Source organism: Spirillospora sp. NPDC047418 (genome assembly GCF_040643275.1).
GTDB lineage: Bacteria > Actinomycetota > Actinomycetes > Streptosporangiales > Streptosporangiaceae > Spirillospora.
The window spans coordinates 1-24,703 of record NZ_JBEYTW010000070.1 but is presented as its reverse complement, the minus strand read 5'-3'; the positions used below and the strand labels follow the sequence as shown (position 1 = coordinate 24,703).

General features: G+C 75.2%; 32 protein-coding genes and 1 pseudogene. 17 read left to right on the top strand and 16 right to left on the bottom strand.

Annotated features, from left to right (window positions below):
- Window positions 1-4: 4 nt before the first annotated feature.
- The 3 genes from ABZ806_RS32440 to ABZ806_RS32430 all read right to left on the bottom strand — a co-directional run bounded on the left by ABZ806_RS32440 (window position 5) and on the right by ABZ806_RS32430 (window position 1,949).
- Complete coding sequence (locus tag ABZ806_RS32440) at window positions 5-190, bottom strand: hypothetical protein (protein ID WP_500221260.1); 186 nt, start codon at window positions 188-190, stop codon at window positions 5-7.
- A gap of 144 nt (window positions 191-334) precedes the next feature.
- On the bottom strand, window positions 335-1,135 hold the full coding sequence (locus ABZ806_RS32435; RefSeq protein WP_500221259.1) for a phosphatase PAP2 family protein: 801 nt from the start codon (window positions 1,133-1,135) through the stop codon (window positions 335-337).
- 112 nt (window positions 1,136-1,247) lie between these two features.
- The gene (locus tag ABZ806_RS32430) at window positions 1,248-1,949 is read right to left on the bottom strand and encodes a DedA family protein (RefSeq protein WP_500221258.1); all 702 of its coding nucleotides are present in this window, start codon (window positions 1,947-1,949) and stop codon (window positions 1,248-1,250) included.
- Window positions 1,950-2,225: 276 nt separating this feature from the next.
- Between ABZ806_RS32430 and ABZ806_RS32425 the strand changes: the two genes are divergently transcribed.
- On the top strand, window positions 2,226-2,867 hold the full coding sequence (locus tag ABZ806_RS32425; RefSeq protein ID WP_500221257.1) for an HAD family hydrolase: 642 nt from the start codon (window positions 2,226-2,228) through the stop codon (window positions 2,865-2,867).
- A 46-nt stretch (window positions 2,868-2,913) separates the two neighbouring features.
- On the opposite strand, the gene ABZ806_RS32420 is transcribed toward ABZ806_RS32425, so the two are convergent.
- Complete coding sequence (locus tag ABZ806_RS32420) at window positions 2,914-3,969, bottom strand: tyrosine-type recombinase/integrase (protein WP_500221256.1); 1,056 nt, start codon at window positions 3,967-3,969, stop codon at window positions 2,914-2,916.
- Between the two features lie 61 nt (window positions 3,970-4,030).
- On the opposite strand from ABZ806_RS32420, the gene ABZ806_RS32415 reads away from it, so the two are divergent.
- Both ABZ806_RS32415 and ABZ806_RS32410 read left to right on the top strand, forming a co-directional pair.
- Window positions 4,031-4,489, top strand: coding sequence for a hypothetical protein (locus tag ABZ806_RS32415; RefSeq protein WP_500221255.1), 459 nt, complete (start codon window positions 4,031-4,033; stop codon window positions 4,487-4,489).
- A gap of 36 nt (window positions 4,490-4,525) precedes the next feature.
- Window positions 4,526-4,729 (top strand): annotated as a pseudogene (locus ABZ806_RS32410) (DUF72 domain-containing protein); the annotation flags it as partial.
- A 231-nt stretch (window positions 4,730-4,960) separates the two neighbouring features.
- Here the strand turns inward: ABZ806_RS32410 and ABZ806_RS32405 are convergent.
- Together ABZ806_RS32405 and ABZ806_RS32400 are read right to left on the bottom strand one after the other, a co-directional pair.
- Complete coding sequence (locus tag ABZ806_RS32405; protein WP_500221254.1) at window positions 4,961-5,488, bottom strand: hypothetical protein; 528 nt, start codon at window positions 5,486-5,488, stop codon at window positions 4,961-4,963.
- Window positions 5,489-5,501: 13 nt separating this feature from the next.
- Window positions 5,502-6,062, bottom strand: a complete 561-nt coding sequence (locus tag ABZ806_RS32400; protein ID WP_500221253.1) for a hypothetical protein — start codon at window positions 6,060-6,062, stop codon at window positions 5,502-5,504.
- Between the two features lie 90 nt (window positions 6,063-6,152).
- On the opposite strand from ABZ806_RS32400, the gene ABZ806_RS32395 reads away from it, so the two are divergent.
- From ABZ806_RS32395 to cydC, 9 genes are all read left to right on the top strand, one after another.
- On the top strand, window positions 6,153-6,671 hold the full coding sequence (locus ABZ806_RS32395) for a GNAT family N-acetyltransferase (protein ID WP_500221252.1): 519 nt from the start codon (window positions 6,153-6,155) through the stop codon (window positions 6,669-6,671).
- 479 nt (window positions 6,672-7,150) lie between these two features.
- Window positions 7,151-7,990, top strand: coding sequence for a metalloregulator ArsR/SmtB family transcription factor (locus ABZ806_RS32390; RefSeq protein WP_500221251.1), 840 nt, complete (start codon window positions 7,151-7,153; stop codon window positions 7,988-7,990).
- Window positions 7,987-8,589: a dihydrofolate reductase family protein gene (locus ABZ806_RS32385; RefSeq protein WP_500221250.1), complete on the top strand. Its 603-nt coding sequence runs from the start codon at window positions 7,987-7,989 to the stop codon at window positions 8,587-8,589. Before ABZ806_RS32390 ends, ABZ806_RS32385 begins: the two co-directional genes overlap by 4 nt.
- A 76-nt stretch (window positions 8,590-8,665) precedes the next feature.
- Complete coding sequence (locus ABZ806_RS32380; RefSeq protein WP_500221249.1) at window positions 8,666-9,259, top strand: TIGR03086 family metal-binding protein; 594 nt, start codon at window positions 8,666-8,668, stop codon at window positions 9,257-9,259.
- 194 nt (window positions 9,260-9,453) lie between these two features.
- The gene (locus tag ABZ806_RS32375; RefSeq protein WP_500221248.1) at window positions 9,454-10,530 is read left to right on the top strand and encodes an MFS transporter; all 1,077 of its coding nucleotides are present in this window, start codon (window positions 9,454-9,456) and stop codon (window positions 10,528-10,530) included.
- A gap of 123 nt (window positions 10,531-10,653) precedes the next feature.
- Window positions 10,654-11,904: a cytochrome ubiquinol oxidase subunit I gene (locus ABZ806_RS32370; protein WP_500221247.1), complete on the top strand. Its 1,251-nt coding sequence runs from the start codon at window positions 10,654-10,656 to the stop codon at window positions 11,902-11,904.
- A gap of 85 nt (window positions 11,905-11,989) precedes the next feature.
- The gene (locus ABZ806_RS32365) at window positions 11,990-12,736 is read left to right on the top strand and encodes a cytochrome d ubiquinol oxidase subunit II (protein WP_500221246.1); all 747 of its coding nucleotides are present in this window, start codon (window positions 11,990-11,992) and stop codon (window positions 12,734-12,736) included.
- A 9-nt stretch (window positions 12,737-12,745) separates the two neighbouring features.
- A complete protein-coding gene (gene cydD, locus ABZ806_RS32360) occupies window positions 12,746-14,356 on the top strand; it encodes a thiol reductant ABC exporter subunit CydD (protein ID WP_500221245.1) in 1,611 nt (536 codons plus the stop codon).
- Window positions 14,353-16,113, top strand: a complete 1,761-nt coding sequence (gene cydC / locus ABZ806_RS32355) for a thiol reductant ABC exporter subunit CydC (protein WP_500221244.1) — start codon at window positions 14,353-14,355, stop codon at window positions 16,111-16,113. The genes cydD and cydC overlap by 4 nt, the downstream gene beginning before the upstream one ends.
- On the opposite strand, the gene pdxR is transcribed toward cydC, so the two are convergent.
- Window positions 16,103-17,611, bottom strand: coding sequence for a MocR-like pyridoxine biosynthesis transcription factor PdxR (pdxR, locus tag ABZ806_RS32350; protein WP_500221243.1), 1,509 nt, complete (start codon window positions 17,609-17,611; stop codon window positions 16,103-16,105). The genes cydC and pdxR overlap by 11 nt on opposite strands.
- A gap of 29 nt (window positions 17,612-17,640) precedes the next feature.
- On the opposite strand from pdxR, the gene ABZ806_RS32345 reads away from it, so the two are divergent.
- Window positions 17,641-18,507 carry a class I SAM-dependent methyltransferase gene (locus ABZ806_RS32345; RefSeq protein ID WP_500221242.1) on the top strand — a complete coding sequence of 289 codons (867 nt, stop codon included), beginning with the start codon at window positions 17,641-17,643 and terminating at the stop codon, window positions 18,505-18,507.
- A 30-nt stretch (window positions 18,508-18,537) separates the two neighbouring features.
- Here ABZ806_RS32345 and ABZ806_RS32340 read toward each other — a convergent pair whose 3' ends face one another.
- From ABZ806_RS32340 to ABZ806_RS32300, 9 genes are all read right to left on the bottom strand, one after another.
- Window positions 18,538-19,035 (bottom strand): gas vesicle protein K, encoded by a 498-nt coding sequence (locus ABZ806_RS32340; RefSeq protein ID WP_500221241.1) that lies wholly within the window; start codon window positions 19,033-19,035, stop codon window positions 18,538-18,540.
- The gene (locus tag ABZ806_RS32335) at window positions 19,032-19,238 is read right to left on the bottom strand and encodes a gas vesicle protein (RefSeq protein ID WP_500221240.1); all 207 of its coding nucleotides are present in this window, start codon (window positions 19,236-19,238) and stop codon (window positions 19,032-19,034) included. Before ABZ806_RS32335 ends, ABZ806_RS32340 begins: the two co-directional genes overlap by 4 nt.
- Window positions 19,235-20,188, bottom strand: coding sequence for a GvpL/GvpF family gas vesicle protein (locus ABZ806_RS32330; RefSeq protein WP_500221239.1), 954 nt, complete (start codon window positions 20,186-20,188; stop codon window positions 19,235-19,237). The genes ABZ806_RS32335 and ABZ806_RS32330 overlap by 4 nt, the downstream gene beginning before the upstream one ends.
- Entirely contained in the window at window positions 20,185-20,610 is a 426-nt protein-coding gene (locus ABZ806_RS32325; RefSeq protein WP_500221238.1) for a gas vesicle protein, read from the bottom strand. The genes ABZ806_RS32330 and ABZ806_RS32325 overlap by 4 nt, the downstream gene beginning before the upstream one ends.
- Window positions 20,611-20,615: 5 nt before the next feature.
- The gene (gene gvpO, locus ABZ806_RS32320) at window positions 20,616-20,876 is read right to left on the bottom strand and encodes a gas vesicle protein GvpO (RefSeq protein ID WP_500221237.1); all 261 of its coding nucleotides are present in this window, start codon (window positions 20,874-20,876) and stop codon (window positions 20,616-20,618) included.
- A gap of 11 nt (window positions 20,877-20,887) precedes the next feature.
- On the bottom strand, window positions 20,888-21,139 hold the full coding sequence (locus ABZ806_RS32315; protein ID WP_500221236.1) for a gas vesicle protein GvpG: 252 nt from the start codon (window positions 21,137-21,139) through the stop codon (window positions 20,888-20,890).
- Between the two features lie 5 nt (window positions 21,140-21,144).
- On the bottom strand, window positions 21,145-21,933 hold the full coding sequence (locus ABZ806_RS32310; protein ID WP_500221235.1) for a GvpL/GvpF family gas vesicle protein: 789 nt from the start codon (window positions 21,931-21,933) through the stop codon (window positions 21,145-21,147).
- Window positions 21,930-22,367 (bottom strand): gas vesicle protein GvpJ, encoded by a 438-nt coding sequence (gene gvpJ / locus ABZ806_RS32305; protein ID WP_500221234.1) that lies wholly within the window; start codon window positions 22,365-22,367, stop codon window positions 21,930-21,932. The genes ABZ806_RS32310 and gvpJ overlap by 4 nt, the downstream gene beginning before the upstream one ends.
- A gap of 208 nt (window positions 22,368-22,575) precedes the next feature.
- A complete protein-coding gene (locus tag ABZ806_RS32300) occupies window positions 22,576-22,908 on the bottom strand; it encodes a hypothetical protein (protein ID WP_500221233.1) in 333 nt (110 codons plus the stop codon).
- Between the two features lie 288 nt (window positions 22,909-23,196).
- On the opposite strand from ABZ806_RS32300, the gene ABZ806_RS32295 reads away from it, so the two are divergent.
- The 4 genes from ABZ806_RS32295 to ABZ806_RS32280 all read left to right on the top strand — a co-directional run.
- A complete protein-coding gene (locus tag ABZ806_RS32295) occupies window positions 23,197-23,790 on the top strand; it encodes a hypothetical protein (RefSeq protein WP_500221232.1) in 594 nt (197 codons plus the stop codon).
- A complete protein-coding gene (locus ABZ806_RS32290) occupies window positions 23,787-24,053 on the top strand; it encodes a monovalent cation/H+ antiporter complex subunit F (protein ID WP_500221231.1) in 267 nt (88 codons plus the stop codon). Before ABZ806_RS32295 ends, ABZ806_RS32290 begins: the two co-directional genes overlap by 4 nt.
- Before the next feature lie 25 nt (window positions 24,054-24,078).
- Window positions 24,079-24,372 carry a monovalent cation/H(+) antiporter subunit G gene (locus ABZ806_RS32285; RefSeq protein WP_500221230.1) on the top strand — a complete coding sequence of 98 codons (294 nt, stop codon included), beginning with the start codon at window positions 24,079-24,081 and terminating at the stop codon, window positions 24,370-24,372.
- A gap of 7 nt (window positions 24,373-24,379) precedes the next feature.
- Window positions 24,380-24,703, top strand: a 324-nt coding sequence (locus ABZ806_RS32280; protein WP_500221229.1) for a Na(+)/H(+) antiporter subunit B, incomplete at its 3' end; no start/stop codon positions are given.

Genomic DNA, 24,703 nt, shown 5'->3' with positions numbered 1-24,703 from the left:
CACGTCAGCCGCGCACGCCGACGGCGAACGACCGCGCTGCGTTCGCGGCCGTCCCCGATCCGGCGGGCCTCTCGAAACTGTTGCGTAAGGTCACGGCGGGCATCACCGCGGACGGCCCCACCACCGAGCCGGCGAACCTGATCGCGTCGCCCGGCCGCCGGATCCGGTCCGGCTGGGCGTCCGGCCTCATGCGCGGCGGAGAACTCCGCCACCGTCCAGCACCCGCCCCGATAACGGCGGCATGAACCCGCGCCCGGGGGAGAAGACGCCGACGGGCCGCCACCGGCAGTGCCACCACGGCACCACCGACGACGGCCCGACCGGCCCGCTCCTGCTAGGGGAGGGGACCCTGGCGGCGCGTCACCCCGCCCATCACGTCCGGCATCGTCACCGCCGCATCGTCCATCGGAGCGCGCATCGGGGCGGCCACGGGAGCGGCACCCACCGCCGGACCCGCGCCCGCATACGGCGCCGCAGCGGGACCCCCGACCGGCACAGCCGCACCCGGCGAACCCGCGCCGCCCCCCGCAGCGGCCGGACGCGCACCCAGCAGCACCGCGCCCGCCGCCACGCCCCGCAACCCGTCCACCAGCGGACGCAGCACCCGCACCAGCACCAGCGCCACCAGCGGAGCCACCACCACCCCCACCAGGAACCCCGCCGCCACGTCATGCGGATAGTGCACGCCCACGAACACCCGCGAGAACGCCATCAGCGCCGCCAGCGGCAGCACCAGCGGCGCCATCGCCCGCCACGCCACCACGATCGCCGCCGCCGACGCCGCCGCGATCGTCGCGTGATTGCTCGGGAACGACCAGTCGCCCTGCGGGGGGCACGCCGCGATGTGCACCGCCCCCGCCACCGCCCGGCACGGACGCTCCTCCTGGATGAAGCTCTTCGACACCTCGCTCACCAGGTACGCCGCCACCACCGCGAACGGCGCCGCCAGCGCCAGCCCCATCGCCCGCGCGTCCAGGCCCCGGGCCCGCCACCAGCCCGCCACGAACAGCACGGCGAACAGCAGCAGCCCCCCGTCGGTGCCCACGTCCGCGACCTCATGCACCCAGGACGGCGTGCCCTGCGCGAACTCGGTGATGTCCCGGTACAGATCGGCGCTGAAATCCGGCGCTCCCATGCTCTCCCTCACACTCGCGGGCGGCCCCCGCCCGACACCCTTCAGACACCGGGCCGACCGCCGAAGTTCACCCTACGGCCACCACCGCGCGAAGCCTGTCACTTTCCCGCGATCACCCGCCGGACAACGGCCCCACCCGCGCCGCCCGATCCCCGTCCCGCCGCGACTCCGTCCCCGTCCCCGGCTCGAGCTCGGGCCCCGACTCTGGCTCAGGCACGGCCGCGCGGCGCCGCCGGACGAAACGCACACCCTCCACCACCGCCGTCACCGACAACGCCAACCCCAGCCCGACCGCCACGCCCTTCACCGGATCGTCCTCGAACGCCACCCCGCCCACATAACCCAGCAGCGCCCCGTACAGCCCCCACGACACCGCCGCCACCGCCGCGAACAGCGAGAACCACCGCAACCGGTAACCCACGGCGCCCATCGTCACCGTCACCGCCGTCCGGCCGCCCGGCACGTACCGCGCCACCACCAGGATCAGCCCGCCCCGATCGGCCATCGTCCGCCGCGCCCACTCGAACGCCGCATGCCGCCGCGTCCCCGGCCGCAGCCCCCGCACCCACCGGCCGCCCGCCCGCCGCCCCACCAGGAACGACACATGATCACCGGTGAACGCGCCCAGCGCCGCCAGCACCACCACCAGCACCAGTTCCGGCCGCCCCGACGCCGCGTACACCCCCGCGGTGATCACCAGACTCTCGCTCGGCACCACCGGGAAGAACCCGTCGATCGCCGCGATCGCGAACAACACCAGGTAGAACCACGGCGACGTCACCGCCGTGTCCACCAGACCCAAGATCCCGTCCATGCCCCGACGCTAGAAAACGACCACCCTCCGGCGGATCCCGCGAACGGCCACCGCCACCCCCGACTTTCGGCGGGTCCCCGACCCGCGACCTGCGAACGATGGACAACCCCTTCCTCCTACCGAAGGACGACCCGCGGCCCACGACCTGGAACGACACCGCCCCGCCCAGGGGCCCGCCACCCCCTCGCCGTCCGGCCCCCACACGACGGTCGCCCCTACACGACGGCCGAAAACCGCTCGCGCCGCGCCGCACCCGTCCGGCACACTTCACCCACTGTGGGACACCTGCACATCTTCGACATGGACGGCACCCTCCTCGCCGGCACCACCGCCAACCTCGAAATAGCCCGCCACCTCGGCACCCTCCCCGAACTCCACGAACTCGAGGCCCGCTTCGCCGCCGGCACCCTCGACACCCGCGGCTTCTCCACCGAGATCCACCGGCTCTGGCGCCACCTCACCCCCGACATCGTCGCCACCGCCTACACCGCCGCCACCTGGCTCACCGGCATCGCCGACGTCTGCGCCGACATCCGCGCCCGCGGCGAGCACTCCGCCGTCATCACCATGTCGCCCGACTTCTTCGCCCGCCACCTCCTCGACCTCGGCTTCGACGACGTCATCGCCTCCCGATTCCCCCCGATGCCGTTCACCGGCACCCTCGACCCCGCCGGCATCCTCACCCCCGCCGACAAGGTCGCCATCGCCGACCGGCTCCGCGCCCGCCACGGACTCGGCCCCGCCCAATGCACCGCCTACGGCGACTCCATGTCCGACGCGCCCCTGTTCCGGCACCTCGCCAACACCGTCGCCGTCAACGCCGACCACCACCTCGCCGACATCGCCGCCCTCGACTACCGCGGCACCGACCTCGCCGAGGCCTACACCCTCGCCCGCACCCTCCACGCCCCCGCCTGACCCCGCGCGGACGGGCGGCGGGGGAGCGGGCGGCGGGGCCGGGGCGTCAGCCGCCCCGCCGGCCCTCCACCGGACCCAGCAGCGGATGCACCCGCATCGCCGCCTCCAGCTCACCCGGCAGCTCATCCCGGTAACGCCCCAGCGTCGACAGGTCCGCATGCCCCAGCACCCGCCGCACCGCGTCCATGTCCGTCGCCGCCGCCAGCAGATGCGTCGCCGTCGTATGCCGCAGCCCGTGCGGCGTCACACTCCGCCGCCGCACCGGCTCCACCCGCTCCAGCACCCGGTCGATCACCCCCTGCACATCACCCCGCGCCAGCCGCCGCCCCCGCCACGACAGCAGCAGCGCCTTCGGCTCCCGCCCCCGGTCCAGCAGCCGCCGCCCGTCCGCCAGATACGCGTCCAGCACCTCCACCACCGGGCGGGGGAGCGGCACATCCCGCGTCCGCCCGCCCTTGCCGAAGATCCGCCAGTACCGCGTCCCCCCGTTGACGAAGAAGTCCTCCGCGTTCGCCGCCGTCAACTCCGACACCCGCGGCCCCACCGCCGCCAGCAGCAGCACGATCAGGCCGTCCCGCAACTCCGTCCGCTGATCCCGCCGCCCCGCCCGCACCGCCGGACCCTCCGCCAGCTCACGCGCCGCCCCCAGCAGCCCCTCCGCCTGCTCCACCGTCAGCGCCCGCCGCTCCGCCCGCAGCCCGCCCCGCTGCTTCGGCCGCACCGTCACCACGTCCATCGGGTTCAGCTGCACCCACCCCGCCACCACCGCGTACCGGAAGAACGCCGACACCGAACGCCGGAACCGCGCCTGCGACGCCGCACTCTGCGACGGCCCGCCGCCCGGCTCCACCGGCGGCCGCACCCGCCGCCGCTCATCGGGCTTGCGCGCGAACCGAAGCAGCACCTCATCGACGTCCTCACCCGTCAGATCGTCCAGCACCCGGCCGGCGCCCGCCAGCGCCGCGAACGTCACCACGTCCCGCGCGTACACTTCCGCCGACGCCGGCGCCAGCGCCCCCGTCGACGTCTTCGCCCGCACCATCTCCCCGTAACGGTCCACGCACTCGGCCACCGTCAACCGCTGAACATCGGAAGGTCGCACCCGCCGGACGCTACCGCCCGCCCCCGACAGAACACCCGCCGGCGCCCGTAAGATCGGCACGATGACGGACCGCGCACTGTTCGACCAGGTCGGCGAGATCATCCGGGGATCGGCCCCGCCCGCCCTCGGACGCCCGCACGTCCAGGTGCGCCACAACGGCGTCAAAGCCTGGTTCGGCGACCCCGAACCGCAGCGCGAGCACTACGAGGCCCAGATCATCCCCGCCGACCTCGCCCCCGGCGCCCGCACCCACGCCGTCGAGATCGGCTTCCACGCCGAGCACCGCGACGAGCCGGCCAACCAGGCCGTCCTCGCCCGCCTGCGCACCACCGAACCCCGCTGGCGCGCCGAACTCGGCGAGGACCCCGTCACCGGCCCGTTCCTCGGCCGCACCACCTGGCGCCGCGTCTCCGAGACCTGGCCCGACCTCGACCTGGACGCCCCGGACCTGCCGTTCGAGATCGGCGTCCGCCTCGTCGACTACATCCGCGCCCTCGAACCCGTCCGCCGCGGGGTATGACCACGGCACGGAGCACCCGGCGCGGGGGAGAGGTCCATGCTCGTCGGCACATCGGGAAGGCAGTACGCCGACTGGCACGGCGTCCTGCACCCGCCCGGCCTGGCGCAGCGCCGCCGGCGGCATGGCTACGGCGAGGTCTTCGGCGCCGTGGAGAACAACAATGCCGTCTGTCGGCTGCCCGGACGCGAGGCGTTCGAGCAGCGACGCGCCGGCACCCCGCCCCGGCTTCGTCATGGCGGTCAGGCCAGCCGCTTCCTGCTGCAGCTCTACTTGCGCAACAACGACCCGGGCGGCGCCGCCGTCCGCTACGCGCTCCGCTTCGCGGACCTCACGCGGCACCCCAGACCACCCATCATCGGACTAACTGTGACAAAGTACGCAAACCGGACAGAATCCAGCTTCTGTCCGGTTTGCCGTTGGGGAGCGGTGCGGCCCCGGCGGAGGAGGGGCCGCACTCGCCGCGCGCCGACCTCACTTCTTGTACGCGGCCACCTTCTCGCGCAGCTCCTGCATCGTGCCCTGGAGCAGCTGCCGGAGCCGCTCGCGGTCGGCGCCGTCGGCGTCCGCGTAGTCGTCGATGTCGATCAGCTGCTTCTTTGTCGCGGTGATCGAGTTGAGCTGGTGGTCGAGCTTGATGTCGCCGAACCAGGGGCTGCGCAGCATGTTGGCCATGTCGGTGCGGAACATCGCCACCAGGTCGTCCGGGTCGGCGATGTGGTTCTTGACCTCGGCCACGAACGTCAGCGTCGCCTTACTGCCGAGCACCGCCTGCTGGAGCGCGCCGTCGCCGGTCTTGCGGTCCAGCACGATCGTGAAGCTGTACAGGACCGGGTCCTTGACCGGCTTGAACCGCACGTACTGCAGGTCGCCGCCGGACTTGATCCCGATGACGGGGCAGCCCAGGTGCGCCATCGTGAAGACCATCTCGCCGATGAGCGCCTCGTCCTTGCTCTCCCGCGCCTCGGCGTTGTTCTTGAACTTGTTGATCATCGAAAGCATGGCGGTCTCCGGTTCAGGCGGCGATGCGGCCGTGCAGGTACTTCGCACAGGCCTGGGCGACGGCGGCGATGTGCTCCTGCAGCACCGGGTACTTCACCGTGTACTGATCGGCGAAGTACGGCTCCAGGTCCAGCAGCAGGGGGACCTGGACGTACACGTACCCGGTGCCGAGGTCGGCGTCGACGGTGAGCACGCCCGGCTCGCCGACGTCGAGGAAACCGCTCTTGACCTCGGACTTCAGCGCCTGCCACACCGTCCGCGCGTCCTGGACGTACTCGCCGTAGGCCATCGTCACCGACGCGTGCTGGCCCAGCGTCCTGGCCGCGGTGACGCTGCCCGCCAGGTGCGTCAGCTGGAACATCAGCCGGTGCTTGCGCTCGCGGTGCTGGAAGCGCAGGTAGTGGTGGTTCCCGTCGGAGTTCAGGTCGATGAGGGCGTTGCCCTGCGCGACCGCCGCCGTGATGACGGCGCCGACGAGCAGATCGTCGATCTCGCGCGTGTGGAGCTGTTCGGAGAACCGCTGCCAACTGCGGTTGACGAGCTGGCCGAAGACCTGGTCGAGGTGCTCGCTCACGGTCACCTTTCGTCGTGTCGATCGGGGGACAGGAGGTGAGACTCCCGGATCGCGGAACCGGTTTCATCGGATTCCGGCACAATCGGGCACGTGAGCGATCTCGTCCCGCCGCCGCGCCTGGCCGCGCCGACCACGGCGGTGCACGCGTCGTTCCTGGCCGGGGAGCGGGCCGACCAGGCGGCGGACGGCGGCCCGGCGGACTGGCTGGACGAGGCGTACCGCGACTTCGGCGCGTTCGTCGCACGACGCCGCGGCGTCCAGGAGCGCTGGGGCGTCCCGTGCACGACGTTCTGGTACGTCTCGGGCGAGCACTACCTGGGCACGCTGATCGTCCGGCACCGCCTGACACCGGAACTGGCCGAGGTCGGCGGGCACGTCGGCTACCACGTCGTCACGCCCTGGCGGCGGCGCGGCCACGCGACGCGGATGCTGGCCGCCGGACTGGTGGAGTGCCGCCGGCTCGGCCTGCAGCGCGTCCTGCTGACCTGCGCGGCCGAGAACGAGCCGTCCCGCCGCGTGATCATCGCGAACGGCGGCGTCCACGACGGCCGCATCCGCGGCGAAGACCGCTACTGGATCACCCTCGGCCAACAACCCGGCGACCGGTGACCCGACTGCACGGACTGCACGGAGCGACCCGCGGTACCCGCATCGCCCCGCTTCCAGCCGGCCCGGACGTTGGTCGATAATGTACATTATGTTAAGTAGCCCCGATTGAGGGCGCCAGAGCCCGTCCCCCGGCGGCTCAGTCCGCGGATGCACATGCAGTTCGCTCGCGCTGCGGCTCGTCGTCACCATCGCCGTGGGCCTCGACCACGCGTAGCCGGGCGGTTCCTCGGCGACCTGCACGCGCGGGCACACCCACGTCTCGGGTTGCGTCTCCCCCGAGCCTGTCTGCGGCCTCTCGGTCACCCTCCAGGTCGGCGGCCCGGGGTGGGTGGGCATCTCGGTACTGCCTGCGGCGTCCGCCGTCACCGGCAGTCGTGCGCGTCTCGCCATGATCTTCGGCTGCCGGTTCCCCACGGTCTGGAGCTCGGCGGTGAAGTATTCCTTGACATGAATATTCGTTATGGAGAATACTTTGCGGCATGGAGGCAGTCCTTGCCGCGCTGGCCGATCCGGTCCGCTGGCGGCTCGTCGCGTTGTTGGCCGAGCGGCCTCGGTCGGTCGGGGTGCTCGCGCGGCTCGCCGGGGCGCGGCAGCCGCAGACGACCAAGCATCTGCAGGCTCTGGAGCGCGCGGGGGTCGTCACGTCGCACCGTTCCGGCCAGCGGCGCGTCTATGCGCTCCGGTCCGCTCCCCTGCGGGAGTTGGCGGGAGTGCTCGGGCGGCTCGCCGACACGGCGGAGCGGGACGGGGGTCCGCGTGAGACCTTCGAGCGGTACGGGCTCAGCCTCGGTGCGGAGCGGGCCGCCGCGCGGGAGCCGGGGTGGGCGGACGGGCGTTCGTTCAGGTTCCGCCGGTCGCTGGCGGGGCGTCCCGAGGTGGTGTGGCGCCATCTGACCGAGTCGGATCTGCTGGCGCGCTGGTGGACGCCCGATGACCTGCGTGTTTCCGAGCTGGTCTTCGAGGCGGAGGCGGGTGGGCGGATCGTCCAGGAGTACCGCGATGCCGAGGACGCCGACGGTTCCGACGTGGTGGCCGGACGTGCGGAGGGGGTCGTGGAGGCGGTGCGGCCCGGTGAGCGTCTCGCCTACCGGCTGTCGCCTCTGCTGCCCGGCGGTGGTGTCGCGTTCACCGGTCATCTCGATTTCGATCTGCGGCGCACCGATGCGGGCACGGACCTCGACGTCGAGTACCGGATCACCGGCAGCACGGTCGATTCGGCGGATTTCATCGCGGGCATCGAGATCGGTTTCGGTCAGAGCCTCGACAGGCTCGTGGCCACGTTCGACACGGAAGACACCGGGACAAGGAGCACGAAGTGACGGAGCAGACCGGCGGCCGCAGGGTCGTCACCAATATCGCGGTCTCCCTGGACGGCCGCTACGCCGAGCCGGGCGACCCGCGGGACATGGGGTGGGTGATGCCGTACGCGGTCACCGACGTCGCTCGCGACCACCTGACGGCGCTGTGGGAGCCGGCGACGACTGCCGTGCTGGGGCGGGTGAACGCGGAGGGCTTCCTGGGCTTCTGGCCGACCGTGATCGGCATGGAGGGCGCCGACCCGCGCGATGAGGGTTTCGCGAAGTGGCTGGTCGGCACCGACAAGGTGGTCCTTTCCTCGACGCTCGGCGAGGCGCCGTGGGAGCGGACGACGGTCGTCGACCGGCCGGCGGCCGAGGTGGTGGCGGAGCTCAAGGCGGCTGAGGGCGGTGACATCTTCGTGCCGTCCAGTCCGAGTGTCATCAAGGCGCTGCTGGCGGCCGACATGGTCGACCGGCTGGCGCTGACGGTCTTTCCCGTCTTCCTCGGTGGCGGGCCGCGTCTCTTCGAGGACGGTCTGCCCGCGGGGCGGTGGGGGCTCGCCGGTGAGGCGGCGGGTGAGCACGGCACGTTGTGCCTCGTCTACGACCGGGTGCGCTGAGCCGTCAGCCGTCCGCCGGCCGCCCGGAAAGCGGTGGGCGTGCGGCCGGGGCGGCCGTTACGTTGGTGGGGTCCGCGTGGTGGTGACTGGCCCCTGGGGTGGTGTCGGCGTGGTTCCTGAGCCTTTCGTGCGTGCGCTGGACGGGTTCGAGGCGGTGCTGGCGGCGGTGCCGGCGGATCGGTGGTCGTCGCCGTCGCCGTGCGAGGGGTGGGCGGCGGTGGATGTGGCGGGGCATGTCACGGCCGGGCTGCTGGTGATCGAGTTGCGGGCGGCGGGGCGGCCTCTCCCCCGGGACGATCCGGATTGGCGGGAGGTCGCGGGTGCGGATCCGGTGGCGTCCTGGCGGGAGGTGCGGGCCCGGATGACGGCGGAGTTGACTCCTGAGGCGCTGGATCGGACGGTCCCGCTGGCTTTCGGGGACATGACGGTGCGGGAGTGGCTCGAGGGGTATCCGCTGGAGTTGCTGGTGCATACGTGGGATCTGGCGCGCGCCACCGGCCAGGCGGTCGAGTTCGATGGGGATCTGGTGCGTTCGGCTCTGGAGACGGCGGAGCGGATGGCGCCGCGGGGGCGTGCGGCGGGAATGGTGGGGTCGGAGGTCGGTGTCGCGGGCGATGCCTCTGAGCAGGCGCGGCTGCTGGCGCTGTTCGGGCGTGATCCGGCCGCGTGATCCGGCCGGCGTGATCCGGTTGCTTGGGGCGCTCCCCTCCCCCGGCGGTCTCGGGGGTGCGTGGGCTGCGGGCGGGCGGTTAGGGTGCGGGTATGCGCCGACGACATTGATCTTCACCTGAGGCGGGGCTCGCGCGGAGGCTGTATTCGTACGCCTTCCTTGAGGATTTCGTCCTTCTTTATCCGGTTTACGCGGTGCTGTTCGCCGATACCGGGTTGTCTCCCGCGGCGATCTCGTCGCTGTTCGTGATCTGGTCGGTCACGGCGTTCTCGCTGGAGCTGCCGTCCGGCCTGTGGGCCGATCTGTTCTCGCGCCGGTTGCTGCTGGTGGCCGCTCCCCTGCTGGCGGGGGCCGGTTTCGCGCTCTGGGCGTTGCTCCCGTCGTATCCGGCGTTCGCCGCGGGTTTCGTGTTGTGGGGCGCGGGGTCGGCGCTGCGGTCGGGGACGATGCAGGCGCTGGTGTACGAGGAGCTGGAGCGTGCCGGGGCGGCGGGGGCGTACGCGCGGCTGATCGGGCGGTCGGAGGCGGTGTCGCTGCTGGCGGTGGTCGCGGCGTCGGCGGTGGCGTCGCCCGTGCTGGCGGCCGGCGGGTACCGGGCGCTGGGAGTGGCGAGTGCGGCGGCGTGCGTCGCGTGCGCGGTGGCGGGGTGGTTCCTGCCGGAGTCGCGGGGCGGGGCGGAGGCCGAGGCGTCGCTGCGTGCGGTGGTGCGTGCGGGGTGGGCGCAGGTGCGGCGGGACCCGGCGGTGCGGTGGGCGCTGGTGCTGGTGATGGTGCTGGAGGGGGTGACGTCGCTGGACGAGTACGTGCCGCTGCTGGTGCGGTCGACCGGGGTGGCGGGTGCGGCGGTGCCGCTGCTGGTGCTGGTGGTGACGGTCGGGGACGCGGTGGGCGGCTGGCTGGCGGGGCGGCGTGCCGGGTGGCTGCCGCCGGTGCTGGTGGCGGGTGCGGTGTGCCTGGCGGCGGGGTCGCTGAGCGGGCGTCCGGGCGGGCTGGCGGGGGTGGCGGTGGCGTTCGGGGTGTTCCGGTGGGCGATGGCGGCGGCGGACGCGCGGTTGCAGGACCGGATCGGTGACGGGGCGCGGGCGACGGTGACGTCGGTGGCGGGGTTCGGTTCGGAGACGGTGGCGGTGCTGGTGTACGCGGGGTGGGCGCTGGGGTCGCGGTGGGCGGGCGCGGGGGTGCTGATGGGGGCGGCGGCGGTGCCGTACGTGGTGGTGGCGGTCGTGCTCGGGTCGGGGGTGCTGCGGGGCCGTGTACATCGGGAGATGTAGGCGGCGGGGGCCGGCTACGCGAAAGGCGCAGCGCGGTTGAACGCTCGCGCCTGATTCGCGGGCGGTGGGTGCGCGCCGAGGATCGGAGGGTCGGTTTCGGGTCGATTCTTGGAGCGTGGGGCGATGGGCGGGGACCCGCTGATGCTGGCGCGGGTGCAGTTCGCGTTGACGGCCGGTACGCATTTCCTGTTCGTGGCGCTGACGCTGGGGCTGGCGACGCTGGTGGCGTTGACGCAGACGCGGGCGACGGTGTCGGGCAGTGCGGTGCATGCGCGGATGGTGCGGTTCTGGGGCCAGCTGTATGTGATCAATTATGCGGTGGGGATCGTCACGGGGCTGGTGATGGAGTTCCAGTTCGGGTTGAACTGGTCGGGGCTGTCGCGGGTGTCGGGGAGCGTGTTCGGGGCGCCGCTGGCGCTGGAGACGATCATCGCGTTCTTCGTGGAGTCGACGTTCCTGGGGTTGTGGATCTTCGGGTGGGACCGGCTGAACCGGTGGGTGCATCTGACGCTGATCTGGGTGGTGACGCTGACGGCGTACCTGTCGGCGTATTTCGTGCTAGTGGCGAACGGGTGGCTGCAGCGTCCGGTGGGGTTCGAGATGGTGGACGGCACGGCGCGGCTCACCGACGCGGGAGCGCTGCTGGCGAATCCGACGGCGCTGCTGGCGTTCTTCCACGTGCTGTTCGGGGGCCTGCTGACGGCGGGTTTCCTCATGGCGGGGGTGAGCGGTTTCCATCTGCTGCGGCGGACGGCGGAGGTGGAGTTCTTCCGGCGGTCGATGCGGATCGGGCTGCTGACGGTGATCGTGTCGGTGATGCCGGTGGTGGTGTTCGGCGGGATGCAGTTCGAGTACGCGCAGCCGACGAAGACGGGCGGGGACCGTGCGGCGGCGGCGGTGGCGGACTTCACGGCGCGGTTCGGGCCGGACGACTACATGCCGCCGGGGCTGGCGGGGGCCGGTGAGGCGCTGATGGTGTCGATGTGGTCGCTGATGGTGCTGGTCGCGATGGTCGCGCTGGTGAAGTTCCCGTTCGGGCGGTGGCTGGTGCGGGGCCGGGTGTTCCACGTGCTGATGATCGCGGCGGTGCCGCTGCCGTATGTGGCGATGGTCTCGGGCTGGGTGTTCCGGGAGGTGGGGCGGCAGCCGTGGATGGTCTACGGGGTGCTGAAGACCGAGGACGCGCTGTCGCCGGGTGTGGGGGCGGGAACGGTCGCGGTGTCGTTCGCGGCGTTCTCGGTGCTGTTCGCCGCGCTGTTCGCGGTGAACGCGTGGCTGCTGGCGCGGTTCGCGCGGCGGGGGCCGGAGGGGGCGGGGCTGGGCGCCTCTCCCCCGGTGGAGCCGGCGGCGCCGGCGCTGAGCCCGACGTTCTGATGCCCGTGATCTCGATGGCCGTGATCGCGTTGCCCGTGATCGCGATGTCCGATCTTCCGTTGCCCGGCGTTTCGACAGGAGCTTGATGATGGATGTGCTCGCGATGGTGCTGCTGGCGGTGTTCGCCGGCGGGTATCTGGTGCTGGCCGGCGCGGACATCGGGGTGGGGATGCTGCTGCCGTGGCTGGGCCGGGACCAGCGGGAGCGGCGGCTGGTGATCGCCTCGTTCGCGCCGTTCTTCCTGGGCAACGAGGTGTGGCTGGTGGCGGCGGTGGGCCTGGTGGCGGGTGCGTTCCCGGGGCTGGAGCACCGGCTGCTGGAGGAGCTGTACCCGCTGGTGGTGGTGCTGCTGATCGGCTGGGTGATGCGGGACATGGGGCTGTGGCTGCGGGGCCGGGTGGACGCGGCGGCGTGGCGGTCGGTGTGGGACGGCGCGATCGTGGCGGGCAGCTGGGCTTTGGCGCTGGCGTGGGGCTCGGTGCTGGGGTCGGTGCTGGCGGGCGGCGGGCTGAACGCCGGGAGCGTGGCGGGGCTGCCGCTGGCGGTGCTGTTCGCCTGGCACGGCGCGGGGTTCGCGCGGTGGCGGCTGCCGGCCGAGCTGGCGGCGCGGGCGCGCCGGGTTCCGTCCCGGTACGGGTTGTCGGCGCTGGTGATGGGGTGCGCGCCGGTGGTGGCGGGGGTGGAGGTGCCGTGGTCGCGGGTGGTGGCCGAGGGCGGCGGGCTGGCGTTGACGGTGGTGGGGACGGTGGTGGTGCTGCCGTTCCTGCTGGCGTCGCAGGCGCTGGTGTGGTGGACGTTCCGGGGCCGGGTCCAGGCCCCTTCGTACCTGTAGGGGGCGGCGGTGCGGGTGGTCGAGCGGCGTCTGCTGGGGCTGCTTCCCCGGCGGGTGTGCGTGCTGCTGGGGGTGCTGGCGGCGGGGCAGGGCGTCCTGCTGGTGGTGCAGGCGGAGCTGCTGGTGCGGGCGGTGGCGGGGCTGGACGCGGGTCCGCTGCCGTGGCTGGCGGGTGCGGTGGCGGGGCGGGCGGTGCTGGCGTGGGCGGCGGCACTGGCGGCGGGCCGTGCGGCGGCGCGGGTGAAGCGCGGTCTGCGGGCGGGGCTGCTGGAGCGTCCGGCGGGTGCGGCGGGGTCGCGGGTGACGCTGCTGACGCGGGGGCTGGACGCGGTCGATCCGTTCTTCACCGGGTACGTGCCGCAGTTGCTGGCGGCGTGCGTGGTGCCGCCGCTGGTGCTGGCGCGGCTGGTGGCGGCGGATTGGGCGTCGGCGCTGGTGGTGGCGGTGACGTTGCCGCTGGTTCCGGTGTTCGGGGCGCTGGTGGGGATGCGGACGGCGGCGCTGACGGGCCGGCAGTGGGGGCTGCTGCACCGGCTGGGCGGGCATTTCCGGGACGTCCTGGCCGGTCTGGGGACGCTGCGGGCGTTCGGCCGGACCGAGCACCAGTCGCGGGTGGTGCGGGAGCTGGCGGGTGAGCACCGCCGCGCGTCGGTGCGGGCGCTGCGGGTGGCGTTCCTGTCGTCGCTGGTGCTGGAACTGGTGTGCGCGTTGTCGGTGGCGCTGGTGGCGGTGCCGGTGGGGTTGCGTCTGCTGGAGGGCCGGATGGTGCTGGCGACGGGGCTGCTGGTGCTGGTGCTGACGCCGGAGGTGTATCTGCCGCTGCGGGCGCTGGGGCAGCGTTTCCACGCGAGTGCGGAGGGGGTGGCGGCGGCGGAGGCGGCGTTCGCGGTGCTGGACGCGCCCGTTCCCGCGGCGCGCGGCGGGGTCGCCGTCGCCGGGTCGGCGCCGGAGATCGTGCTGGAGGGGGTGACGGTGCGGTATCCGGGTGCGGAGCGGGCGGCGCTGGACGGGGTGTCGCTGCGGGTGGGGCCGGGTGAGCGGGTGGCGGTGACGGGTCCGTCGGGTGCGGGCAAGTCGACGCTGCTGCTGGTGCTGGCGGGGCTGGTCTCCCCGGATGCGGGGCGGGTGCTGGTCGACGGGGTCGATCTGGCGGATCTGGACGCGGCGGGGTGGCGGTCGCGGGTGGGCTGGGTGCCGCAGCGTCCGCACCTGTTCGCGGCGTCGGTGGCCGACAACGTCCGGCTGGGGGCGCCGGATGCGAGTGACGCGCAGGTCGGCGCGGCGGTGCGGGCGGCCGCTGCCGGGTTCGTCGAGGAGCTTCCGCGGGGGTTGGAGACGGTGCTGGGCGAGGGCGGGGCGGGGGTGTCGGCGGGTCAGCGGCAGCGGCTCGCGGTGGCGCGGGCGTTCCTGGCGGGCGGTCCGGTGATGCTGCTGGACGAGCCGACGGCGCGGTTGGACCTGCACAGCGAGCGGGTGCTGGTGGACGCGGCGGCGCGGCTGCTGGTGGGGCGGACGGCGGTGCTGGTGGCGCATCGTCCGGCGCTGCTGCGGGCGGTGGACCGGGTGGTGCGGCTGGAGGGCGGCCGGGTGGCCGAGCCGGCCGGGATGGAGGCGGCGTGAACAGGGGCGCGGTGCGGGGCGTGTGGGGTGCGGTGCGGCCGCACCTGCCGCGGCTGGTGGGCGCGGGTCTGGCGGGTGCGGCGGCGGAGCTGTGCGGGCTGGGGCTGATCGCGGCGGCGGCGTGGCTGATCGCGCGGGCGTCGCAGCGGCCGGAGCTGGCGGCGCTGTCGCTGGCGATCGTGGCGGTGCGGGGGTTCGCGCTGGCGAAGGGGTCGCTGCGGTATGTGGAGCGGCTGGCCGGGCACGACGCGGCGCTGCGGGCGCTGGCGGAGCTGCGGGGCCGGGTGTTCGACGCGCTGGCGGCGGCGCGGCCCCCCGCGCACGATCAGGCGCACGATCAGGGCCACGACGGTCGGGGGCGCGGTCGGGGGCAGGTGCGGGACGGGGACGCGCTGACGCGGATGGTGTCGGATGTGGACGCCGTCCAGGACCTGCTGCTGCGGTGCGCGCTGCCCGCGGTGGCGGCGGTGGCGTGCGGCGGCGCGGGGGTGGCGGTGTGCGCGGCCGTGGACGCGCCGGCGGGTGCGGTGCTGGGGGCGGGGCTGCTGGTGGCGGCGGTGGTCCTGCCGGTGGTGGCGGCGGCCGCGGGGGGCCGTGCGGCGGCGCGGGCCGCGGCGGCGCGCGAGGAGCTGGCGGTGCGGGCGCTGGACGTCCTGGAGGGCGCGGCGGACCTGGCGATGTTCGGTGCCTCCGCCCGGTTCACGGCGCGTGCGGGCGAGGCGGCGGGGCGGCTGGAGCGTGCTGAGCGGTCGGCCGCGCGGCTCGCGGCGCTGGTGGCCGGGGCGGGGTTCGCGGTCCAGGGCGTCACGGTCGCGGCGGTGGCGTGGGTCGGGCTGCGGGCGGGGGTGGACGAGGTCGGGGCGGCGGTGCTGGCGTTGACGGCGCTGGTGGCGGTGGAGTCGGTGCTGCCGCTGGCGGGGGCGGCGCAGCGGCTGCGGGAGGTGTGGCCGGCGGTGCGGCGGGTCGGTGCGGTGCTGGCCGCTCCCCCGGAGCTGGCGGTGTCGCGTCCGGTGGCGGTGCCGCGGGGCCCGCTGGAGGTGGAGCTGCTCGGCGTCGGGGTGTCCTACGGCGGGAGCGTCGCCCTGGACGGGGTGGACCTGCGGGTGGAGCGGGGCCGGCGGGTCGCGGTCGTGGGGGCGAGCGGCGCGGGGAAGAGCACGCTGCTGGCGGCGGTGTCGGGGCAGGTCTCGGCGGTGTCGGGTGCGGTGCTGCTGGGAGGCCGGGCGCTGGCCCGGTACGCGCCGGGGGACGTGCGGGCGGCGGTGCGGGGGCTGGCGCAGGACGCGCACGTGTTCGCCGGGACGGTCCGCGCGAACCTGCTGCTGGCCCGCCCGGACGCCAGCGGGGAGCAGCTGCGGGCGGCGGCGGCGCGGGCCCGGTTCGCGGAGGTGGTGGAGGCGCTGCCGGACGGGTGGGACACGGTGGTCGGCGCGGGCGGGCGGGGCCTGTCGGGCGGGCAGCGGCAGCGGCTGCTGCTGGCGCGGGCGCTGCTGGCCGACCCGCCGGTGCTGCTGCTGGACGAGCCCGCCGAGGCGCTCGACCCGGTGACGGCGGACGCGCTGACCCGGGACCTGCTGGAGGCGCCGGGCGGGGGGACGCTGCTGCTGGTCACGCACCGGCTCGCGGCGCTGGAGGCCGCCGACGAGGTCGTGGTGATGGACCGGGGCCGGATCGTGCAGCGGGGCCGGCACGCCGACCTGCTGGCGGTGCCGGGCGCCTACCGCGACCTGCGGGACGCCGAGCTCCTCACCGCCTGACCGGCCGGGTGGTGAGGGCGCGGCCGAGGGCGGCGACGCCGTCGGCGATGGCGGACGTGCCCGCGGCGGCGTAGCCGAGGACGAGGCCGGGCGGTCCCGGCCGCTGGGCGTGCCACGACAGCGGCTGCACCTTGACGCCCTCGTCCAGGGCCGCGGCGGCGAGCGCTGCGTCGTCGAGGCCGGTGAACGCGGGGCCGGGGAAGGTGATGGTGAGGTGCAGGCCGGCGGCGGCGCCGTGCACGGCCGCGCCGGGCAGGTGCGCGGCGATCGCGTCGATCATGGCGTCGCGGCGGCGGCGGTGGCGGCGCCGCAGCAGCCGCAGGATGCGCTCCATCTCCCCCGAGGCCATCAGCTCGGCGAGGACGAGCTGGGGCAGGGCGGCGTTGCCGAGGTCGGCGAACCGCTTCTCGGCGACGATCGCGTCCAGGAACGCGGGCGGGGGCAGCAGCCAGCCGGTCCGCAGCGCCGGGGCGAGCAGCTTGGACACGCTGCCGGCGTGGAAGACGCGGTCGGTGAGCATGGCGCGCAGGGCGGGGACGGGCGGCCGGTCGTAGCGGTGCTCGGCGTCGTAGTCGTCCTCGATGATCAGGCCGCCGGCGGCGGCCCAGCGCATGAGGTCGCGGCGGCGGTCTCCGGCGAGGACGGCGCCGGTCGGGAACTGGTGGGCGGGGGTGAGCAGCACGGCCGGGGCGCCGGTGGCGCGGAGCCGGTCGACGCGGACGCCGCCGGCGTCGACGGGCACGGGCGGGGTGTCCATGCCGCCGTGCCGCAGGTGCTGGCGGACGCCGAGGGAGCCGGGGTCCTCGACCGCGACCGCGCCGATCCCGGTGCGGGCCAGGACTCGGGTGATCAGGCCGAGGGCCTGCGCGGTGCCGGCGACGACGACGATCCCGGCGGGGTCGGCGCGGACGCCGCGGGTGCGGGCGAGCCAGCCGGCGACGGCGGTGCGCAGCGCGGGGGCGCCGCGGGGGTCGCCGTAGCCGAGGCCGGCGGCGGGCAGGTCGCACAGGACGGTGCGTTCGGCGCGCTGCCAGGCGGCGCGGGGGAACGCCGACAGGTCGGGGACGCCGGGGGTCAGGTCGATGCGGGCGGGCGCGGCGCGCAGGGCGTCGAAGGCGTCGGCGCCGGGCTCGCCGGGGAACGGGGCGGCCGCGGGCGGGGTGAGCGGGACGCCCTCGGCGGGGCCGGGGCCGGGCGCGGCGGGGGCGGCGACGACGACGGTGCCGGCGCGGCCGCGTCCGGCGATGTGGCCGTCGTCGACGAGCCGCTGGTAGGCCTCGGTGACGACGCCGCGCGAGACGCGCAGTTCGGCGGCCAGGGCGCGGGTCGGCGGGAGGCGGCCGCCGACGGGCAGGCGGCCGTCGGCGATGGCGTCGCGGAGCCGCCGCGCGAGCCAGTCCGACAGGCCGCCGGGCGGGGCGTCGGCGGGGTCGAGCTGCAGGAAGTCCGACCCCCGGGTTATGGCCCGGTCGGGTTCGTCGCCATTGGACCTGTGCACCGGACCATTGTGGACCCCAGGGTGATCCCATGGAGATGACGAACGCGACCGCGGCGAACGCGACCGCGGCGAACGCGACCGCGGCGAACGCCGGGTATGTGCACGGGTATTCGGGGCGGGAGGCGCGGCGGCTCGGCGACCAGGCCGACGCGCTCGCCGAACTGCTGCACGCCGGGACGTCCTATCCGGCGGGAAGCCGGGTGCTGGAGGCCGGCTGCGGGGTCGGCGCGCAGACGGTGCATCTGGTGGCCCGCTCCCCCGGCGCGCACGTGACCGCGGTGGACGTGTCCGCGGCGTCGCTCGCGCAGGCCCGCGCGAGGGTCGCGGCGGAACGTCCCGGCGCGCGCGTGGAATGGCGCCGGGCCGACCTGTACGACCTGCCGTTCGGCGATGCCGCGTTCGACCACGTGTTCGTCTGCTTCGTGCTGGAGCATCTGCGGGATCCGGGCGGTGCGCTGGCGGGGCTGCGGCGGGTGCTGCGGCCGGGCGGGACGCTGACGGTGGTCGAGGGCGACCACGGGTCGGCGTTCCTGCACCCCGACAGCGCCCACGCCCGCGCCGCGATCGCGCATCTGGCGGCGCTGCAGGCCGCGGCGGGCGGGGACGCGCTGATCGGGCGGCGGCTGCGGCCGCTGCTGGCCGCCGCCGGATACGCGGGGATCGCCGCCGGGCCCCGCACGGTGTACACCGACGCGGACCGTCCGGCGCTGGCCGAGGCGTTCACGCTCGGCACCTTCACCGCGATGGTGGCGGCGGTCCGGGGCGACGCGGTCGCGGCGGGGCTGACCACGCCCGCCGACTGGGACCGCGGCGTCGCCGGCCTGCGCCGCGCCGCCGGGGCGGACGGGACGTTCCACTACACGTTCTTCAAAGCGACCGCCGTGAACCCCGGGTGAACCCCCGCGTGAGCCGCGGGCGGGCCGCGCTCAGTCGTCGGGCAGGAGCGGGCCGAGCGGGCCCAGATCGAGGTTGAGGTCGTGGTCGTCGAGGCCGAAGTGGTCCTTGAGCCGGGTCATGGCCTCCTCCAGCCGCATCAGCGCCAGCCCGAGGTCCTCGACCTGCCGGTCGGTGAGGTCGCCGCCCTCGGCGCGGCGCAGCGCCTGCCGCTCCATCAGCTGCCGGATCAGCTCGACCAGGGTCAGGACGAGCTTGACCAGGTCGCGTTCGACGGTCTCGGGGTCGGACCGCAGCCGCTGCATCGTCCGGGACGAGCGTTCCCGCAGGTCCCGCTCGCGGGCGGGCGCGGCCCGCACCGGTGCGGCCGCGGCGTCGCCGCCGGTGCGGCCGGCGAGGATGTCGCCGGTGAACGGGTCGCCGACGGCGGGGTCGCGCACCGACACCTCCCCCGTCACCGCCTCCCCGCCGCGGTCACGGTCACGGTCGCGGGCGTCACGGTCGCGGGGGTCGCGGTCGGATCGGGTCACGGGGTCTCCTCCTCGGGCAGCAGCTCGTCGCGGACGGTGGTGATCAGCGCCCGCAGCGACACCTGCACCAGGTCGACCCCGGCGATCGAGATCACCAGGTCGCCGGTGATGACGACGCCGCCCGCCAGCAGCCGGTCCAGCAGGTCGACCAGCGCGATCCGCTCCATCGGGGCGTCGCCGCCCTGGTCCAGGACGGCCGTCACGCGTCCCCCGGGACGCGGGCGGCCGCGGCGCCGGCGGTGTCGATGAAGGAGTAGGGCGGCCACGGCCCGGTCACCTCCACCTCGATGCCCGCCAGCCGCTCCCCCGCGGCCCGCGTCACCGCCAGGAAGCCCGCGACCTGCTCCTCGTCCAGCAGGTAGGCGGTGTTGAGGATCTGGGTGCCCGGCCGGCCCGACAGGCGCGGGTCCTGCGGCGGATGGTGCCGGGACGCCACCGCGTGGTCGGCGAGCTCGGCGTGCACGGCGCCGGCCTGCTCGCTCACCCGGCGTCCGGCGTCGGCGCGGCGGCGGCGCTCCTCCTGCCGGCGCCGCAGGTACGCCGTCCCCGCCCCCGCGCCGGAGGAGCCGCTCGCGGGGGCGGCGGGCCGTGGGCCGGTGAGGGGCTCGGCCCTGGGCGCGAGCCCCCCACCGGGATCGGTGCCGCCGGCCGGGCCGCCGGCGGAGGCGTCGGCCGGGGTGTCGGCGGGTTCGCCGGCGGGGGTGTCGCCGCGCATGGTCTCCGGGTCGGCGTAGGCCTTCACGCCCCACTCCGACCGGCCGGCGATGAGGTCGAGGATGTCGGTGAACCGGCCGCCCTGCGCGGCCAGGACCTCGGCGACGCGGGCGTCGTCGCGGTAGATCGTCGCGATCCGCACCGGCGCGGTCGGCGCGGCGTGCGCGGCCAGGTCCACCACGTCGTGGTGGGCGCGGGCGGTGGCCTCCAGCCACGCCAGGTCCTCCAGGTTGGCGCGCAGCGCCGCCTCCCCGTACTCGGCGAGCGCGACGGTGCTGACCAGCGCGGTCAGGTCGGCGGCGAGGACGCCGCGGACGGGTGCACCCGCCACGCCGCGGGCGCCGCCGAGCGCGGCCGGGTCCAGGCCGCGCGCCACCCCGTACAGGTAGACGGCCGTTTCGGTGCCGGCGGCTTCCGTGCCGGCTTCGGTGCCGGTCATGATGTCGACTCCTTCCCCCGTGCCGGGCGGGCCGCGGCGTCCCCGCCCGCCCCGCCGGTCTCGCCCGTCTCGCCGGCCTCCAGGGCGGCGAGGCGCTCGCGCAGCCGCCGGTTCTCCTCCCGCAGCTCGCGGTCGGCGTCCCGCTCGCCGCCGGTGTCGTCCTGCCGGGCCCTGGACGACAGCGACGGGTCGTGCTCCCACCAGTCGATGCCCATCTCCTTGGCCCGGTCCACCGACGCGACCAGCAGCCGCAGCTTGATGGTCAGCAGCTCGATGTCGAGCAGGTTCACCCGGATGTCCCCGACGATCACGATCCCCTTGTCGAGGATGCGCTCCAGCAGGTCCGCCAGGTTGGCCGAGGTCCGCTCGCCGGCCATCGACCGTGCCGGGGACCGGTCGCCGGTCCAGGAGATCTCGCTCACTCGGGTCAGTCCCTTTCCACTCGTCCGCGCGGGTAGCGGCGGACACGGCGGTAGGCCACCAGGTCGCCGTCCGCGTCCACCTCGGTGTCGTAGCAGGCGAGGATGTCGGCGGAGTCGGGGATGCGGCGCGTCTCCACGACCTCCACCGTGACCCGCCAGCCGTCCTCGCCGGCGCGCTCGATCCCCACCACGCTCTCGGCGCTGCGGCCGGTCATCGCGGTGACGTGCTCGACCGCCCTCTTGGCGGCCTCGGACGCGGACATCATCGGCGGCCTCCCTACGGGCCCGGCCGGTAGCCGCGGGCGCGGCCCTCGTTGAGGCGGCGGATCAGGTCCTCCTCGCGGTCCGCGGCCTCGTCCTCGGTGATCTCGCCCGCGGCGGCCTCGTCGGCGACCTCCTGCATCTCGGCGGCGATCCGCCCCGGGTCGTACAGCTGCGCCTCGGCCTGCTCGGTGAGGGTCTCGGCCAGCCACACCACGCCCTTGACGGGCGCGAGCGGCAGCGTCACCAGCCCGCTGAACAGTCCCATCGCCCTCACGCCTCCGGAACGAAGTCGTAGGGCGGCAGCGGCCCGATCACCCGGATCCGGATCCGGTCGCCGTGCGCGCGGCCCAGCTCGTCCACGGCCTGCTCGAACCGGTCGCGGCGGTCGGCGCGGACCAGGAACGAGGCGTCCAGGACGTCCTCCTCCCGGGCGGGGGTCTTGCGCGCGAACGCCTCGGCCGCCGGGGCCGCGGCGTCCAGCAGGACCCGCCCGTCGTGTTCGCGGCGCCGCTCCATCGCCTGCGCGATCAGCTCGCCGAGCCGGATGCGGTCGTAGTAGACGGCGTCGGCGGCGTCGGCCGGGACCTCCCGCAGCCGCCGCGACAGCTCGGCGATCTCCGGTTCGGCCGCCATGATCTCGCCGAGGACCTCGTCCTGGACGTAGGTGGCCTTCAGGCGCAGCTCGACCCGGCCGTCGAGGCCGTCCAGGACCTGCCCGAGCCGCTCGGAGTTCCCGGCGAGCAGTTCCTTCTCCACGGCGTCGCGGTCGGCCAGCGCCGCCCCGAACCGGAACGGCAGGACGACGGTGCCGGCGTCCACCAGCGCGTTCAGCACCCGCTGGTGCGCGACCAGGTCGGCGCGCTCGCCGAGCGGCCGGTCGGCGGGCAGGTCGCTGACGACCGCGGCGCACGCGCCGCCGTCGCGGACCAGCGACACCGGACGGTCGTCCAGGCCCGCCACGTCGGCGGGCAGTTCGGCGTCCGCGCGGATCACTCCGTACACGTACTGCGGGGCCCGGTCACCCGGCGCCGCCGCGGCGGGGGGTTGCGGCGTGGTCATTCTTCCTCGTCCTCCTTCTTGCGGGACGAGCGGCGCCGCGCGGGCTGCTTCTCCTCCTCCGAATCGTCGGAATCGCCGCCGAAGGTCTCCTTCAGCCGCTCCTGCGCGCCCTCCAGGGCGCCGCGGGTCTTCTTCTTCGCGCCCGACTCCTGCATGCCCTCCACGAACTGCGGCAGGCCCTGGGAGGTGCCGTCGTGGGCGATGTCGAGCCGGTTCACGGCCTCGGCGAACCGCAGGTAGGTGTCGACGCTGGCCACGACGATGCGCACGTCGACCGTGAGGATCTCGATCCCGACGAGCGACACCCGCGCGTACACGTCGATGACCAGTCCCTTTTCCAGGATCAGGTCGACGACGTCGGCGAGGCTGCTGCCGGATCGGCCGCGCTGGACTTGGTTGCTGCCCGCAGTCTGCTGGGCGATCGGCCCAGTCATGTCATCTCCTCGTTCAGGGGGTTTGTCCGGGGGTTCGGCACGCACCCCGGTGTACCCACACCGATCTCTCTAAACGGGCGGCCCGGTTTCGGTCACCGGCCGGTCAAGGCGCGAGGGAGGGGCGCGGCGGGGTGCGGGCATGCGGCGGCGCCCCCCGCGTGGGACGAGGGGCGCCGCCGGGGTCGCCGGTGGAGGCGGTGGCCGGGGGTCAGCGTTTGCGGGAGCGGGCGGTGAGGCGGCCCACGACGACGCCGGCGACGGCGGCGGCCGCGACCGGCGCCGCGCGCAGGAACCGCCGCAGCGTCACCAGCCGGGCCATGGCCGTGGCCCGTCCCGGCAGCGCCGCGACCAGCCCGCCGGCCCGCCCGGCGGCGTGCCCGCCGGCCTGCGCGGTCCCGGCGGCGGCCCCGGCGGTGTCCCGCCCGGCGCTCTCCGCGCCTTCCGCCGCCGCCCCGGCCGCCTTGCCGGCGGATCGGCCGGCCTTGCCGGCGCCGCCGCTCGCCTTTCCCGGCCCGTCGCCGGGGATCGAGGGGGTGTCCATCGGTGCGTCCTTCCAATCGGGGAATCGTGCGGGCCGGCGGTCACACGTCGCGGTGGCCGGCTGCCGGAACCGGCGCGGCCGCGGCAGCAGCCGCCCGGCCCCGCCCGGCAGGCGGGCAGATGTGCTCGTCGAGGAACGCGCCCGTCCCGGCGCCGAGGACGAACCGGCCCGTATCGCGCCCTACCCGCGCGGAACCCGGCAAACATGGCCGGGGCGGTCGCCGGCGGCGGGGCGGGACGGTGGCGGGGCGGGACGGTTGAAGTCGTCGGTCCGGGTATGGCGAAGGTCATGCCCGCCCCAAGACGCGACCACGGGCCCGGTGCCGACCGGCCGCACCCGGGCCGCCCGCGGCGGCCCGCACGCCGCGCCGCCGAGCCGCTGGCCTGGTGGACGGTGCTGCTGGCGGTGTACCTGGGCCTGGTGTCGACGATCTCCATCACCGAGACCACCGTCGGGGCCCTGGCCGCCGCGGCCGGTGCCGCCGCCGCGGTGGCCGGGCGCCGCGCCCTGCTCACCGGCACCCCCCACCGACCCGGCCCCCGACCCGGAACCCGGCACGGACCCCGGCACGGACGCGGGCCCTCCGGCGTCCGGCTCGCGGCGGCGATGGCGCGGCTGCCCGGCCAGGTCGCCGCCGACACCGCCCGGATCACCGTGCGCGGCGCGTCCGGCGGGGACTGGACGCCGCTGCCGGTGGCCCCCGGCCCGACCGCGCGCGGTACCGCGACGCTGCTGATGTCGGTCGCGCCCGGCACCTACGCCGGCGGGGTCGATCCCGGGCGGGGCCTGCTGCGCGTCCACCGGCTGGTCGCCGCCCCGTCCCCGTTCGAGCGGGGCCTGCGCGCCGCCGGGCTGGTCGGCGGTCCCGGGGAGGCGCCGTGACGGCCGACGTGCTGAACACCGCGGTCCCCGCCCTCGCCGTCATGGCCGGCGGGCTGCTGCCGGCGCTGCTGGCCACGCTGCGCGGCCGCCCCGCCGGGAGGCTCGCCGGGCTCATCGTCACCGGGCCGCTGGTCGCCCTCGTGCTGGTGCTGCTGGCCGCCGCCTACGGACGCCCCGCCTACCTGGACGTGGCGCTGGTGCTGGCGCTGCTGTCGTTCGCCGGGTCGCTGGTGTTCGCCCGGTTCCTGAGCCGGACCCTGTGAAGCCCACGGTCGAGGAGGACGCCCGATGAGCCTTGACGTGCTGGCCGACGCGCTGACGTGGGCCGGGACCGCCGTCGCCGTCGCCGCGGGGCTGCGGCTGCCCTTCACCCGCGGCGCCGCCGCCCGCCTGCACGCCGTCGCGCCCGTCACCGTCCTGGCCGCGCCGCTGCTGATCGCCGGGACGGCGCTGCGGCCCTGGTCGTCCTGGCACGACGTCGCCAAGCTCGCCGTCATCGCCGTGCTGCTCGCCGCGACCGGCCCGCCCGCGCTGGTGACCGCCGGGCAGGCCGTCGAGCGCGCCGCCGGCGGATCGGAGTGAACCCGCCGTGACCACCTCCTCCCTGGACGCCCTGTCCTCGAACGCCCTGTCCTCGAGTGCGCTGTCGGGGCCGCTCGCCGACGCGCTCATCGGCGCCGCCCTCGCGCTGACCGCGCTGATGGCCACCGCCGTCGTGCTGACCCGCGGCACCGTCCGGCAGGCGATCGTCCTGTCGGGGTACGGGATGGTGCTCGGGCTGCTGTTCCTGATCCTGCAGGCGCCCGACGTCGCCATGTCCCAGCTCGGTGTCGGGACCGTCCTGCTGCCGCTGATCGTCGTGCTGGCCCTGCACGCCACCCGCCGCCACCGCGACGGCGGCGGCCGGGCCGGC

Excerpts from the sequence above, each read along its gene's own strand:
- ABZ806_RS32440 (WP_500221260.1), bottom strand. The coding sequence starts at position 190 with ATGAGGCCGGACGCCCAGCCGGACCGGATCCGGCGGCCGGGCGACGCG.
- ABZ806_RS32435 (WP_500221259.1), bottom strand. The coding sequence starts at position 1,135 with ATGGGAGCGCCGGATTTCAGCGCCGATCTGTACCGGGACATCACCGAG.
- ABZ806_RS32430 (WP_500221258.1), bottom strand. The coding sequence starts at position 1,949 with ATGGACGGGATCTTGGGTCTGGTGGACACGGCGGTGACGTCGCCGTGG.
- ABZ806_RS32415 (WP_500221255.1), top strand. The coding sequence starts at position 4,031 with ATGACGGACCGCGCACTGTTCGACCAGGTCGGCGAGATCATCCGGGGA.
- ABZ806_RS32405 (WP_500221254.1), bottom strand. The coding sequence starts at position 5,488 with ATGCTTTCGATGATCAACAAGTTCAAGAACAACGCCGAGGCGCGGGAG.
- ABZ806_RS32390 (WP_500221251.1), top strand. The coding sequence starts at position 7,151 with ATGGAGGCAGTCCTTGCCGCGCTGGCCGATCCGGTCCGCTGGCGGCTC.
- ABZ806_RS32370 (WP_500221247.1), top strand. The coding sequence starts at position 10,654 with ATGGGCGGGGACCCGCTGATGCTGGCGCGGGTGCAGTTCGCGTTGACG.
- ABZ806_RS32365 (WP_500221246.1), top strand. The coding sequence starts at position 11,990 with ATGATGGATGTGCTCGCGATGGTGCTGCTGGCGGTGTTCGCCGGCGGG.
- ABZ806_RS32345 (WP_500221242.1), top strand. The coding sequence starts at position 17,641 with ATGGAGATGACGAACGCGACCGCGGCGAACGCGACCGCGGCGAACGCG.
- ABZ806_RS32330 (WP_500221239.1), bottom strand. The coding sequence starts at position 20,188 with ATGACCGGCACCGAAGCCGGCACGGAAGCCGCCGGCACCGAAACGGCC.
- gvpO (WP_500221237.1), bottom strand. The coding sequence starts at position 20,876 with ATGATGTCCGCGTCCGAGGCCGCCAAGAGGGCGGTCGAGCACGTCACC.
- ABZ806_RS32315 (WP_500221236.1), bottom strand. The coding sequence starts at position 21,139 with ATGGGACTGTTCAGCGGGCTGGTGACGCTGCCGCTCGCGCCCGTCAAG.
- ABZ806_RS32310 (WP_500221235.1), bottom strand. The coding sequence starts at position 21,933 with ATGACCACGCCGCAACCCCCCGCCGCGGCGGCGCCGGGTGACCGGGCC.
- gvpJ (WP_500221234.1), bottom strand. The coding sequence starts at position 22,367 with ATGACTGGGCCGATCGCCCAGCAGACTGCGGGCAGCAACCAAGTCCAG.
- ABZ806_RS32300 (WP_500221233.1), bottom strand. The coding sequence starts at position 22,908 with ATGGACACCCCCTCGATCCCCGGCGACGGGCCGGGAAAGGCGAGCGGC.
- ABZ806_RS32295 (WP_500221232.1), top strand. The coding sequence starts at position 23,197 with ATGCCCGCCCCAAGACGCGACCACGGGCCCGGTGCCGACCGGCCGCAC.
- ABZ806_RS32285 (WP_500221230.1), top strand. The coding sequence starts at position 24,079 with ATGAGCCTTGACGTGCTGGCCGACGCGCTGACGTGGGCCGGGACCGCC.